Genomic DNA, 13,248 nt, shown 5'->3' with positions numbered 1-13,248 from the left:
TAATCTGAGCGATTGAGTGGCTGTATGTAAGGACTGTGTTTAAGGGCGGCGTTTAAGAGTGGTGTTCAAGGATGCACAGACGATAACAGGGAGAGGGAATTTTGAATCAGACTGTCTATGGGTTACTTGCCCTATTGCCAATCATACTCAGTGGCATATTTCTTATTGGTCTACAATGGTCGGCCAAAAAAACCATGCCGATCATTTTGGCGGTGACTGCCGCGCTCGCACTTTTTATTTGGGACATGACGTTTAACCGCGTGTCGTCCTCTATTCTTCAAGGGACCGTGATTACGATATCGGTATTGTGGATCGTATTTGGTGCGCTGTTCTTATTAAATACTCTAAAACACACGGGCGCTATAGCAGTGATTCGTGCAGGTTTTATCAACGTATCGCCTGACCGCCGAGTGCAAGCCATCATCATTGCATGGTGTTTTGGTACGTTTTTGGAAGGTGCATCGGGCTTTGGCACACCGGCTGCAATTGCGGCACCGCTGCTGGTCGCGATAGGGTTTCCTGCATTGGGTGCGGTGCTTATGGGGATGATGATCCAAAGCACGCCCGTATCGTTCGGGGCGGTCGGTACGCCGATTGTTATTGGGGTGAATAAGGGTCTAGATACCGTGGCCATCAGTGCGCTGCTGGCGCAAGAAGGCATGCAATGGGAAGAATTTTTACAACTGATTACCACCCAAGTGGCGATTATTCACGGTGTGATTGGGACGTTTATGCCGCTGCTGATGGTGATGATGCTCACCCGCTTTTTTGGTAAAAATAAAAGCTGGAAAGAAGGCTTAGCCATTTGGCCCTTTGCCATCTTTGCAGGGTTGGCCTTCACTGTACCTTACGCTTTAACGGGCATTTTCTTGGGTCCTGAATTTCCATCGTTGGTTGGTGGACTGGTCAGTGTGGCGATTGTCATTCAGGCGGCTAAAAAAGGATTTTTGGTACCAAAGACCACGTGGGACTTTGAAGCCAAAAGCAGCTGGCCAAGCGATTGGATGGGTAAACTGGTGGTCAGCAAAGAAGATGTGGCGACCCCAGCAGGCAAGACCATGTCTACGCTGATGGCATGGTTTCCTTACTTGCTAGTGGCGCTGCTACTGGTGTGTTCGAGAATGTTTGCTGGCTTTAAGGACTTGCTCAGCAGCGCCACGCTAGACTTTAATACGATTTTGGGCGAGGCCGATATCAGTGCAGGTTTTAGTCCTTTATACTTGCCCGGCGGCCTGTTGTTAATCAGCGCCTTAATCGCAGCTTTTGTACAAACTAAAAATCCAACGCGTGCGCTGGGTGATGCTTTGAGCGAATCAAGCAAAACCGTCTTAAGCGCTGGGTTTGTGCTTATTTTTACCATCCCTATGGTGCGGATTTTTATCAACTCTGGGGTCAATCTATCCGATGTCGCGAGTATGCCAGTTGCCAGTGCTGAGTTGTTTACAGGCACGTTTGGCAGCGCCTTTCCGCTGATCAGCTCAACCATCGGTGCCCTAGGTGCGTTTATCGCAGGCTCGAATACTGTGTCAAACATGATGTTTAGTCAGTTCCAGTATGAAGCGGCCATGAGCTTGCACATCTCGCCCTCACTCATCATCGCAGCACAAGCGGTTGGCGCCGCGGCGGGTAACATGATTGCCATTCACAATGTGGTGGCCGCATCAGCAACCGTTGGGCTGCTTGGGATGGAGGGTGCGACGCTGAGACGCACCATCTTACCAACCATCTATTATGTGTTGTTCAGTGGCATCATCGTTATGGCAGCCATTTATTTCTTTGGCTTTCAAGGACCGCTAACCTTATGAATGCACAGCAAAAAAAAGAGCAAGTAATGAACCGTTATCGATCGACCGCCTCCTATACAAGCCAGCTACCATCAGAGCAGGTGTTGGTTAAATTGACCAAAATACTGGGTGCTGCCAATATACAGGCAGATCCAGCAAAAAATGAGCACTACCGCATGGGCTGGCGCTCAGGCGGCGGTAGCGCGCTGGCAGTGTTGTTTCCGCAAACGCTGCTGGAGATTTGGCAATGTCTGGAAGTGTGTGTTGAGGGCAACTGTATCATCATCATGCAGGCGGCCAAAACAGGTCTGACAGAAGGCTCAACGCCTAGCGGTGATGACTACGACAGACCCGTGGTGGTGATCAATACACTGGCGATAAATAAGCTGTATTTGATCAATGATAATGAGCAAATTATCAGCCTACCGGGTACGACTTTGCATCAACTGCAAAACGAGTTAAAAGCGGTCAATCGAGCGCCGCACTCGGTGATTGGCTCATCGACTTTAGGCGCGTCAATCGTCGGCGGTGTGTCTAACAATTCAGGCGGCGCGCTGGTCAAACGAGGCCCTGCTTACACAGAGCTGTCGCTGTTTGCTCAGATTAATGAACACGGTCAGCTGGTACTGGTGAATCATTTAGAGGTTGAATTGGGCGATACGCCAGAAGAAATCCTCACCAATTTACAAAACGGCTATTTTGACAAGTCACAGTTATCCCAAAGCAACAAACTGGCCTCAGACAAAGAGTATGTCGCCCGAATACAGGATGTCAATGCCGACACGCCGAGCCGCTTTAATGCGGATAAGCGCAGGCTGTATGAAGCCAGTGGCTGTGCAGGCAAGTTGGCTGTTTTTGCCGTTCGTCTGGATACGTATCCCACCGCGACCAAAGAGCAAACCTTTTATGTCGGTAGCAATAGTGTGCAGGAGTTGGCACTACTGAGACGACAAATACTATCGAGCTTTAAAAACGTCCCTGAAGTGGGCGAATATATGCACCGCGATATATTTGATGTGTCTGCCAAGTACGGCAAAGACACCTTTTTGAGCATCAAGCATCTGGGTACCAATGCTTTGCCCAAGCTGTTTTCTATCAAAGGCAGTATTGATGCCAAACTGAGTAAATGGTCATGGGTGCCCAATCATTTGACCGATAAAGTCATGCAAATGATCGCCCAAGTATTGCCGCAGCATTTGCCCAAGCGCATGCTTGAGTACCGCAACCAGTATGAGCATCACCTGATTATCAAAATGAGCGATGATGGCATCTATGAGGCGCAGTCTTTTTTAGAGTCGTTTTTTGCAGATTCAGAAACGGGTAGTTATTTTACCTGCACGCAAGCTGAGTCAGACAGCGCTTTTTTGCATCGCTTTGCTGCTGCAGGGGCCGCCATACGTTATGAAGTCATGCATGAAGAAACCGCCGGAGAGATACTGGCGCTCGATATTGCTATCCCGCGTAACACGCTTGATTGGCTGGAAAATTTGCCTGAGAGCATCACTCAGCACTTAGAAAAAAAGCTGTATTACGGTCACTTTTTTTGTTATGTGTTTCATCAAGATTATATTTTAAAAAAGGGCAGTGATGCCAAGCAGGTCAAAAAGATGATGCTTGAGCTATTAAACAAGCGCGGTGCCAAATACCCTGCTGAGCATAATGTCGGCCACTTATATGAAGCCGAACCTGATTTGCAGCAATTTTATGAGCGCCTAGATCCTACCAATACTTTTAACCCTGGTATCGGTCAAATGCCAAAAACCAAACGTAACTGCGCGTGCTGTTTATAGCCATTTATAATGGTGATGAAGCTTGAAGCGACAGTCGCTTACTTTTACGCATCACCACCGCCAATCCGCTCCGCCAACGCCTGCAATTTTGGCACTATGATTGCCGCATAGTCGTCCGCTTCCCAATTAGCGCTTGGTACACTGGCATTGAGCGAATAGGCGTATTGCCCAGTCGCGACATCATAGACGCCAACCGCGACTGCCAAGATATCAGTAGAGAACTCCCCATCAGAGACGGTATAGCCGTACTGCTCATAGTGCTGGGCTGCTTGAGTGAGCGCTGACTGTGCGTGAATGTAATCTTCATCAGATAAATTCTCTTTCAAATTGCTAATAATCATTGCCTGTCTCGCTTGAGAGCTTACTGCATAAAAAGCCCGTCCAATGGCAGTACGTGCCACCGGCACCGCTGAGCCAACCTGCAAGTTGACCGATAGGCGTGCAGGACTACGACAGCAGGCGTGATAGCGCATCTCTCCTTCAACTTCGGTCGCTAGATTTACCGATACCTCATTTTCGCTAGCGAACTGCCGTAATAGTGGCTCAGCATAGGCCACCATGTCATGACGACTCCATGCGGTCGCGCTTAGGCGTACCGCACTACTACCCAATTGATACTGTCCGTGCTCATTAGTACGCAAAAACCCAAGCGTGGTCAAGGTATGAATCAGGCGACTAATGGTCGCTTTTGGCAGTTTGGTCATCTGACATAGTTGCTGATGGGTAAGGCGCTCATGGTGTTCAAAGGCAGCCAGTATAACCAATCCACGACCTAGTGCCGTCACAAACTGTCGATCGTTCTCTACCTTGCTTTGACCCATTAGGTGATCCATTCGTCCGAGTAGTGAGGTAGCTGCCGATGTAGATGTTGTCATTTTATCTCCATTTCTCTTAATGATTATCTCTTTTGATGCCTATTTTTTAATAAAGGTTTACAGGATGGCGAAAGTTTGTTTAAATAGTTTTATATTATGAAACAAAGTTTCGCACAGCGGAATAACAAAGTCAATAACTTGTTAAACCAAATGATGTATCAACCACTATTCGTCAGTCAGGATGACTGATATCAAGGAGAGACACATGCCAACATCGACCAGCCCACGCTTTGATTGGGAAGATCCTTTCTTATTACGCGACCAGCTTACTGAAGAAGAGCGCATGGTCACCGACAGCGCCCGTCAGTTTTTTCAAAAGGAATTGATGCCTGGCATCATCAATGCCAACCGTAATGAGCATTTTGATCGTAATATCATGCGTCAAATGGGTGAGATGGGTCTGCTTGGCGTGACCATCGAAGGTTACGGTTGTGCGGGTTTGTCCAGTGTCGCTTACGGTCTGATTGCCAAGGAAGTGGAAGCGGTCGACTCAGGCTACCGTTCAGCGATGAGTGTGCAGTCAAGCCTTGTGATGCATCCGATCTGGGCGTATGGCACTGAAGAGCAAAGAGAAAAGTATCTGCCAAAGCTTGCTACAGGTGAGTACGTCGGCTGCTTTGGTCTGACTGAGCCAGATTCGGGATCTGATCCTGCCTCAATGTCGACGCGTGCGCGCGCCGTTGATGGTGGTTATGAGCTGACGGGTAATAAAATGTGGATTACCAACAGTCCTATCGCGGATGTGTTTGTGGTCTGGGCAAAAGATGATGCAGGCGAGATTCGTGGTTTTGTCTTAGAAAAAGGCATGAAAGGCCTATCTGCGCCGAAAATCGAAGGCAAGTTCTCACTACGCGCCTCGGTCACCGGTGAGATCGTCATGGACAAAGTGTTCGTTCCTGAAGCCAATGCTTTCCCAGATATCCGCGGTCTAAAAGGGCCGTTTGGCTGCTTGAATAAAGCGCGTTATGGTATCGCTTGGGGCAGTATGGGCGCGGCAGAGTTTTGCTGGAAAGCGGCGCGTCAATACACGCTAGATCGCAAGCAGTTTGGTCGTCCGCTTGCTGCCACCCAACTGGTGCAGTTAAAGCTTGCCAATATGCAAACCGAAATCAGCTTAGGTCTACAGGCCGCGCTACGTGTCGGTCGTTTGATGGATGAAGACAACGCTGCACCTGAGATGATTTCGCTCATTAAGCGTAACAACTGCGGTAAAGCGCTCGATATCGCTCGTATTGCCCGCGATATGCATGGTGGTAATGGTATCTCTGATGAGTTCCACATCATCCGTCACGTGATGAACTTGGAAGCCGTCAATACTTACGAGGGCACGCATGATATTCATGCGCTTATCTTAGGCCGTGCACAGACAGGCATTCAGGCGTTCTTTTAATTGCTTTTAGCTAAGAATGTTTAACAAAGTTGTACTTCATGACGTACGTTGCTGCTTGGCTTTTTATCAAAAAGAGTATCGACAGTGGCGTACGTTTTTCAGTTGTTACTCACCATTTATTTAACAGTGGGTCATTAAACAACGCAAAAAACTAAATGATGAATAGCAATTTTCTAATCAGAAAATCGAAGAATACGCCACAGAGTAAGGGAATTTCATGGCAGATATAACTGATATGACGGATATACCAAAAGGTGCATTGCAGGGTATCAAAGTGCTTGATTTGTCGAGAGTGCTGGCAGGTCCTTCTTGTACGCAAGTGCTCGCCGATCTGGGCGCAGACGTCATCAAAGTTGAGCGTCCACATATCGGTGATGAGACGCGCCACTGGGCACCGCCAACCTTCAGCGATGACACCTCCGCTTATTACGCTACCATCAATCGCAATAAAAAATCGCTCACGGTAGACATCACCACGCCAGCAGGGCAGACCATAATCAAACAGCTCATCGCTGACAGTGATATTTTGGTAGAGAATTTCAAAGTCGGTGGTCTCAAAAAATACGGCCTAGATTACGACAGCCTCAAGCAAGACAGTCCGCGCCTGATTTATGCGTCTTTGACAGGGTTTGGGCAGACAGGGCCTGATGCCAAGCGTCCCGGTTATGATTATATTATTCAAGGGTTGTCAGGGTTGATGAGTATCACAGGACCAAGTGATGGCGAACCGCACAAAGTTGGCGTCGCAGTGATTGATTTATTTGCAGGTTTGCAGCTGACGATTGGTATCCAAGCGGCGCTATTGGCGCGTCAACATACTGGCGTTGGTCAACACGTGGATGTCGCACTCTTAGACAGTGCGCTGTCTATGCTGGCCAATGTCGGCATGAATCATTTGGCTTCAGATAAGATTCCACCAAGACTGGGCAATCAGCATCCCAACATTGTGCCTTATCAAGTATTTGCGGCTAAAGGGGAGGCGCACTTTATTTTAGCGTGCGGTAATGATCATCAATTTGCCAAACTGTGTGAGGTATTGTCAGTCGATTGGCATACTGATGCACGTTTTGCGACCAATCCCAATCGCGTTGCCAATCGTGAGCTGCTTTGTGCTGAGCTGACTAAAATATTTGCCAAACAGCCACGTGCTTACTGGCTTGCAGCTTTGGATCAGGTCGGTGTACCTTGCGGTGCGATTCACAACGTCGCCGAAGCTTTGGCGATGCCGCAAGCACAAGCGCGAGAAATGATCGTGAGTTTCGCTCAGCAGGGCAGCCCCGTTCGCGCCCTTGGCAATCCCATCAAATTATCGGCATCCCCTGTCAGCTATCGCACACCGCCACCGCGTTTGAGCGAGCATACCGATAGTACGCTTGCTGATTTAGGCTACGACAGCGAGATAATCGCCAAGCTAAAGGCGGACGGCATTGTTTAGTTCAATGCTTGCCACAGTATCTTTACAGTGACAAATACTAAAAAATGGAATTTTTAAACAAAACAATCTAAACCAAGTAGTGTAAAACAAGGAATGTTAAGCATGAAAATATATAGCCATGAAAACCTAAGTCTGTATAGACCGTTGCCCTATTTTTCTTATGACAAGATGCATGAGCCTTTAGAGATACCAGAGCGTATGGCGGAATTGTTAAAAGCACCAGCAGCATTGGGTTTAGAGGTTACCGCTGTCACCGATATCGGTATCGCGCCCATATTAGCCGTTCATGATAATGAATCTTGCAACTACGTCACATAAGCAATCAATTATGAGTCAGCTATAAAGCCCAAATGCCGCTCAATCTGTTCGGCCAATTCAATCAATACCGCACTGACCTCAGCCCGTTTGGACTCATACTCTCCTTGCAGAAAACTCACTGCCATGCCAGCGACCGCCGTGCCGGATGCATTACGAATATACGTGCCCAAGCAGTACATCCCATCACGCAACTGCCCATTATCGAGCGACACTCGACTTTCCTGAATCACCGCAAGCTCAGTGGATAAATCCGCAAAGTTTTTGACGCCATGTTGGGTCATGGGTGTGGGGAACTTTTCTTTATACAGTGACTTTATGCTATCCATCGACAATGTGGATAGCATGGCTTTGCCTGTCGCCGAAAATACCGCAGGCACGCGCACGCCTGCACGAAAGGTAAAACCAAGCGGGGCAGGTGATTCATGGCAGGCCAAAAACACCACTTCTCCCAAATCCAGTTTTGACAACGTCACCGTGTGTTGCAGTAGCACCGGATACTGCACGATCAAATCCTTAAACAATCGTACAACGCCTTGCTGCTGCTCGTACTTTCCCGCCCAATACATTAGATATGAGCCCAAATAAAAGCGGCTTTCAGGATCTTTATAAATGACGTGCTTGGACAGTAGGCTCTGCAAAATATTATGCGTAGAGCTGCGAGGAAGCCCCAATTCTTTGGCAATATGAGCGGCTGTCAGCGGCTGGGCGCTATCGGTAATCAAGTCCAAAATCTGAAAGGTTTTGTCTAAGGCAGGTACGGCAGTCGAGCTCATAAGTAACCTATAAAAGTAAAATAAAATGAAAAAGCACAAGATAATTATCAAAATAATGCGATTAAGGGTTGCAAATCACGACATATCGTTCTTATAATGATGTCTCGTATATAGAATACGTGTTCAGTATATTGAACAAAAAAACAATTATCAATCATTATCTCATGACTACTATTATATCCACTCTTATAAACATACCTATATGACAAGGAAGGAGCGTTAACATGTCAAATACGCTACAGTTATCCAATCCAGACCTACTCAAACAATCTTGTTTTATCAAAGACGGCTGGTATGCTGCCAGTGACGAGGCGGTACTTGAAGTCAATAACCCATTCAACGACGAGCTTATCGGTACCGTGCCTAGCCTCACGACCGATGATGTCAATGACGCCGTTGCCTATGCTCATGAAGCGCAAGTTGCTTGGGCGGCAAAAACGGCTAAAGAGCGTGCAGAGCTGTTGCAAAAGTGGGCGGATCTCATTGATGCCAATAAAGAAGATCTTGCGATCATCATGACCGCTGAGCAAGGCAAGCCGCTTACTGAGTCACGCGGCGAAATCGGTTATGCCAATAGCTTTATTCGCTGGTTCGCCGAAGAAGGCAAGCGCGTTTACGGTGATGTCATTCCTGCCAATAGTACGCAATTACGTCACGTCGTGCTCAAGCAGCCCGTCGGTGTTTGTGCCGCCATCACCCCTTGGAACTTTCCAGCGGCGATGATCACGCGCAAAGTCGCTCCAGCGATGGCAGCAGGCTGTACAATTATCGTCAAACCAGCCACCGAAACGCCATTCTCAGCATTAGCATTGGGCGCTTTGGCAGAGCAAGCGGGTATTCCTGCAGGCGTGCTCCAGATTGTAACGGGCAAATCATCAACCATTGGTGAAATCCTAACAGGCGATGCACGTATTCATAAGCTGTCGTTCACAGGCTCTACAGAAGTCGGTCGTACGCTAATGGCACAATGCGCGCCGACTATTAAAAAGCTATCACTCGAGCTGGGTGGCAACGCGCCATTTATCGTTTTTGATGATGCTGATCTTGAGAAAGCGGCGGCAGGCCTTATCGCTTCCAAATATCGCAATGCGGGTCAGACCTGTGTGTGCGCCAACCGTGTCTACGTGCAAGACAGCATCAAAGATAAGTTCCTAGACGTCTTTGTCAAAAAAGTCGCTGAACTAAAAGTAGGTAACGGCTTAGAAGAAGGCGTCGATATTGGACCGCTTATCAACAAAAAAGCGTTAGATAAAGTTCAAGCCCTGCTAAAAGACGCCTTAGATAAGGGTGCCAAATTGGTCACGGGCGGTAGTGTCAATGACGCCTCAGAGCTGACGTATAACCCAACCGTTATTACCGATATCAGCAGTGATATGGATATCGCCTCTGAAGAAATCTTTGGACCAATTGCGACCATATTTACCTTCAAAGACGAAGCAGAAGTGATTCGTGCTGCCAACGATACCATTTATGGCTTGGCCGCTTACTTCTATAGTAGTGACTATGCACGCTCATGGCGCGTCACTGAAGGGTTAGAGTACGGCATGATCGGCCATAACACGGGTTTGATTTCTACAGAAGTTGCCCCATTTGGCGGCGTAAAACAGTCTGGTTTTGGTCGTGAAGGTTCAAAATATGGTATCGAAGACTATATTACGACTAAATACTGGTGTTCTGACATCAGCTAATAAATAACTCGGCTAGCATTTAGCAGAACATTCGTTTAACAAAAAACTTAACGAAACATTTTAGATGTCGAATGGTGTTTTATCTTAAACAAACATCCCTCGATATCTAAAAGGTATCAACTGAACCGCCAATCACTAGATGGCATTTATGTTACGAACACAGAAAAGGACATTCCCATGACTACCAATCAGTCATTACTTGAGCGCCGCAAAGCTGTTTTACCAACAGGACTTGGGGTTGCCTTTCCTATCTTTGCAGAAAAAGCAAAGAACTCAGAGATTTGGGACATTGAAGGCAAGCGTTATATCGACTTTGTCGGTGGTATCTCAGTATTGAACACCGGTCATAGCCATCCAAAAATCACCCAGCGTGTGCATGAGCAGCTCGACAAATTTACGCACACTGCGGCGCAAATGATCAACTATGAGTGCTATGTGGATTTGGCAGAAAAGCTGTGTGAAAAAGCACCGATCAGCGGTGATAAAAAAGCGTTCTTTTTGACTACTGGCGCAGAAGCGGTCGAAAACTGCATCAAGATTGCACGTGCTAAAACGGGGCGTCCAGGTGTGATCTCTTTTGTTGGTGGCTGGCATGGTCGCACCATGATGTGCATGAGCCTGACTGGTAAAGTACTGCCATACAAAAAGAACTTCGGCCCAATGCCAGGACCTGTGTTCCATGCATTGTTCCCTGCAGAAGAGTTGAATGTGACCGAAGAACAAGCGCTACATAGCCTTGATATGATCTTCCAAGCAGACATCGATCCGAGTGAAGTGGCAGCGATGATTGTTGAGCCAGTCCAAGGCGAGGGCGGTTTCCATCAGGTAACGCCATCATTTGCCAAAGCACTACGCGAGATCTGTGATGAGCATGGCATCGTGCTTATTTTTGACGAAGTACAGTGTGGTTTTGCTCGTACAGGTACGTTGTTCGCCACTGAACAGTTAGGCGTCGAGCCTGATTTGATGACTGCCGCGAAAAGCTTGGCGGGTGGTTATCCTATCTCTGCGGTCATCGGCCGTGCTGATATCATGGATGCGCCGCAAGTCGGCGGCTTAGGTGGCACTTACTCTGGTAACCCGCTCGCCTGTGTGGCTGCGCTTGCTGTCATGGAAGTGATCGAAGAAGAAAACTTACTGGAGCGTAGTATCGAGATTGGCGATACCATCGCGTCGTTCTTAAAAGGCTTGAACCTAAGCAGCATCGGTCATATCCGTCATAAAGGCGCGATGCTAGCGTTTGAATTGATTGATAGCGAAGGCAAACCTGATGCAGCAGCAGCAGCCAACCTAAAAGCAAAAGCATTTGAGCAAGGCTTGCTACTAGCGTCTTGTGGTATGTATGGCAATGCTATTCGTGTGATGGTGCCATTAACAGTTGAAGACGAGGTGCTACAAGAAGGTCTTGATATCATTAAAGATATCCTTGCAGCTTAATAGTTATCGAGTGTCATAAAATTTAGCGATGGATCGCTTCTAATCAAACATTGATTTTGATTGAAAAGTTATAGTGAAGATAACGGCAAGGTTGCCCTTATGACACTCACATGGAGTGTGATTTTAAACGGCGCCTTGCAAGTCAAGGCGCCGTTTTTGCTATGTGAATATCAAACAACGAGCAATCGGCTTTCTTTGGCGGAAACGATATACAGTAAATATGATGGGTATTACTCCATTAAATAGAAATAGTGTAACCATAAAAGGTTCACACGGATGACACACAGACAAGGAGTAGGTTATGTCTGAATTAAAGAAAACGTTAGGTGTGTTCGATATCATTGCGCTGGCATTCGGTGCGATGGTTGGTTGGGGCTGGGTCGTGCTGGCGGGTGGTTGGATTATCTCGGCAGGCATCTGGGGCGCAATCAGTGCATTCTTAATTGGCGGTCTTGTGGTGGTTTTGATTGGCGTGACCTATGCTGAATTGGCGGCATCTATGCCTATCACAGGAGGCGAGCACACGTATACACACCGTGCACTGGGGGTAAATATATCCTTTATCTGCTCATGGAGTATTTTATTTGGTTATTTTTCCGTCGTTGCTTTTGAGGCGGTGGCACTGCCAACCGTTGTCGAATATGTCATTCCCAATTATAGTCAAGGCTATCTTTGGAATGTCGCAGGCTGGGATGTTTATGCCACGTGGGTAGCTGTCGGTATGCTTGGCTCCATCATTGTCACCTGGCTCAATATACGCGGTATGGAAGTCAGTGCGTGGTTCCAAAAGTTGGCCGTCGTCGGTATTTTCTGCGTCGGTATCTTACTATTCGTTGGTGCGTTATTATTCAATCCTGAAACCTCCAACTCAGTACAAGCACCAAACTTTATCGGTGGTATGGGCGGTATCATGACGGTGATGGTGATGGTACCGTTTTTATTCGTGGGCTTCGATGTGATTCCACAAGCCGCAGAAGAAATCAACCTAACGCGTCCAAATATCGGCAAATTTTTGATTGTCTCTATTATCATTGCCGTGCTTTGGTACGTGGCTGTCGCTTGGAGTGTGGGCAAAACCCTGCCGCTATTGCAAGCACAAGATTCAACATTGGCGACTGCTGATGCGATGACCAACGCTTGGAATGGTAAATGGGCAGGTACGCTGCTGGTTATCGGCGGTGTACTGGGTATTTTATCAAGCTGGAACGCGTTTCTTATTGGTGGCAGTCGCTTATTGTACGCCATGGGTAAAACGCACATGTTGCCACAGTTCTTGTGCAAGCTACACCCTAAATACAACACCCCGGTCAATGCGATCTTGTTGATCGGTGGCCTTGCAACACTAGCGCCATTATTTGGTCGCAAAATGCTCGTGTGGATTGTTGATGCGGGCGGCTTTGGTATCGTTATCGCTTATACTTGTGTTGCATTGTCATTTTTAGTGCTACGCTACCGTGAGCCTAATATGATACGTCCATTTAGAGTACCAGCAGGTAAATTGGTTGGTGTCATCACAATCATACTCAGCCTTGGTATGTTGGCGCTTTATCTGCCAGGTATGCCGTCGGCATTGGTTCCTATCGAGTGGTGGATTTTCCTTGGCTGGACGGTTCTTGGCGGCGCAATGTATGGCTATGCGTCAATGAAAAACCCTGGTAAGAGTAAAGAGATTATGGATCATGAGCTGCATGAGCTCAAAATCATTAATCAACAATGGTTAAAAGAAAATCCATATAAATAATAGTCTCATTTTAGTCA

The 13,248-nt window shown here is 47.4% G+C and carries 10 protein-coding genes; 8 read left to right on the top strand and 2 right to left on the bottom strand.

Annotated features, from left to right (window positions below; genetic code table 11):
- The first annotated feature begins 101 nt into the window (after positions 1-101).
- Together CUR83_RS09050 and dld are read left to right on the top strand one after the other, a co-directional pair.
- The gene (locus tag CUR83_RS09050) at positions 102-1,805 is read left to right on the top strand and encodes an L-lactate permease (RefSeq protein WP_186474243.1); all 1,704 of its coding nucleotides are present in this window, start codon (positions 102-104) and stop codon (positions 1,803-1,805) included.
- A gap of 26 nt (positions 1,806-1,831) precedes the next feature.
- The gene (dld, locus tag CUR83_RS09045) at positions 1,832-3,574 is read left to right on the top strand and encodes a D-lactate dehydrogenase (protein WP_284719838.1); all 1,743 of its coding nucleotides are present in this window, start codon (positions 1,832-1,834) and stop codon (positions 3,572-3,574) included.
- Between the two features lie 44 nt (positions 3,575-3,618).
- On the opposite strand, the gene CUR83_RS09040 is transcribed toward dld, so the two are convergent.
- Complete coding sequence (locus tag CUR83_RS09040) at positions 3,619-4,449, bottom strand: IclR family transcriptional regulator (RefSeq protein ID WP_284719514.1); 831 nt, start codon at positions 4,447-4,449, stop codon at positions 3,619-3,621.
- A 205-nt stretch (positions 4,450-4,654) separates the two neighbouring features.
- On the opposite strand from CUR83_RS09040, the gene CUR83_RS09035 reads away from it, so the two are divergent.
- The 3 genes from CUR83_RS09035 to CUR83_RS09025 all read left to right on the top strand — a co-directional run bounded on the left by CUR83_RS09035 (position 4,655) and on the right by CUR83_RS09025 (position 7,592).
- On the top strand, positions 4,655-5,839 hold the full coding sequence (locus CUR83_RS09035; protein WP_284719513.1) for an acyl-CoA dehydrogenase: 1,185 nt from the start codon (positions 4,655-4,657) through the stop codon (positions 5,837-5,839).
- Between the two features lie 217 nt (positions 5,840-6,056).
- On the top strand, positions 6,057-7,274 hold the full coding sequence (locus CUR83_RS09030; RefSeq protein ID WP_284719512.1) for a CaiB/BaiF CoA transferase family protein: 1,218 nt from the start codon (positions 6,057-6,059) through the stop codon (positions 7,272-7,274).
- A gap of 102 nt (positions 7,275-7,376) precedes the next feature.
- Positions 7,377-7,592: a hypothetical protein gene (locus CUR83_RS09025; RefSeq protein ID WP_284719511.1), complete on the top strand. Its 216-nt coding sequence runs from the start codon at positions 7,377-7,379 to the stop codon at positions 7,590-7,592.
- Positions 7,593-7,600: 8 nt separating this feature from the next.
- On the opposite strand, the gene CUR83_RS09020 is transcribed toward CUR83_RS09025, so the two are convergent.
- On the bottom strand, positions 7,601-8,365 hold the full coding sequence (locus CUR83_RS09020; protein WP_071001857.1) for an IclR family transcriptional regulator: 765 nt from the start codon (positions 8,363-8,365) through the stop codon (positions 7,601-7,603).
- A 224-nt stretch (positions 8,366-8,589) separates the two neighbouring features.
- Between CUR83_RS09020 and CUR83_RS09015 the strand changes: the two genes are divergently transcribed.
- The 3 genes from CUR83_RS09015 (at position 8,590) to CUR83_RS09005 (ending at position 13,231) form a co-directional block, all read left to right on the top strand.
- Entirely contained in the window at positions 8,590-10,053 is a 1,464-nt protein-coding gene (locus CUR83_RS09015; RefSeq protein WP_071001856.1) for an NAD-dependent succinate-semialdehyde dehydrogenase, read from the top strand.
- Between the two features lie 177 nt (positions 10,054-10,230).
- Positions 10,231-11,490, top strand: coding sequence for a 4-aminobutyrate--2-oxoglutarate transaminase (gene gabT, locus CUR83_RS09010; RefSeq protein WP_071001855.1), 1,260 nt, complete (start codon positions 10,231-10,233; stop codon positions 11,488-11,490).
- A gap of 301 nt (positions 11,491-11,791) precedes the next feature.
- Entirely contained in the window at positions 11,792-13,231 is a 1,440-nt protein-coding gene (locus CUR83_RS09005; protein WP_071001854.1) for an APC family permease, read from the top strand.
- The last annotated feature ends 17 nt before the right edge of the window (positions 13,232-13,248 follow it).

It is taken from the genome of Psychrobacter pocilloporae, from assembly GCF_029872915.1.
In the GTDB taxonomy this organism is placed as follows: domain Bacteria; phylum Pseudomonadota; class Gammaproteobacteria; order Pseudomonadales; family Moraxellaceae; genus Psychrobacter; species Psychrobacter pacificensis.
This window is presented reverse-complemented; position numbering and strand designations above follow the sequence as displayed.

What these genes read in the sequence shown, in the direction of transcription:
- gabT (WP_071001855.1), top strand. Translation starts at nt 10,231, where the DNA reads ATGACTACCAATCAGTCATTACTTGAGCGCCGCAAAGCTGTTTTACCA.
- dld (WP_284719838.1), top strand. Translation starts at nt 1,832, where the DNA reads ATGAACCGTTATCGATCGACCGCCTCCTATACAAGCCAGCTACCATCA.
- CUR83_RS09025 (WP_284719511.1), top strand. Translation starts at nt 7,377, where the DNA reads ATGAAAATATATAGCCATGAAAACCTAAGTCTGTATAGACCGTTGCCC.
- CUR83_RS09030 (WP_284719512.1), top strand. Translation starts at nt 6,057, where the DNA reads ATGGCAGATATAACTGATATGACGGATATACCAAAAGGTGCATTGCAG.
- CUR83_RS09005 (WP_071001854.1), top strand. Translation starts at nt 11,792, where the DNA reads ATGTCTGAATTAAAGAAAACGTTAGGTGTGTTCGATATCATTGCGCTG.
- CUR83_RS09035 (WP_284719513.1), top strand. Translation starts at nt 4,655, where the DNA reads ATGCCAACATCGACCAGCCCACGCTTTGATTGGGAAGATCCTTTCTTA.
- CUR83_RS09040 (WP_284719514.1), bottom strand. Translation starts at nt 4,449, where the DNA reads ATGACAACATCTACATCGGCAGCTACCTCACTACTCGGACGAATGGAT.
- CUR83_RS09020 (WP_071001857.1), bottom strand. Translation starts at nt 8,365, where the DNA reads ATGAGCTCGACTGCCGTACCTGCCTTAGACAAAACCTTTCAGATTTTG.
- CUR83_RS09015 (WP_071001856.1), top strand. Translation starts at nt 8,590, where the DNA reads ATGTCAAATACGCTACAGTTATCCAATCCAGACCTACTCAAACAATCT.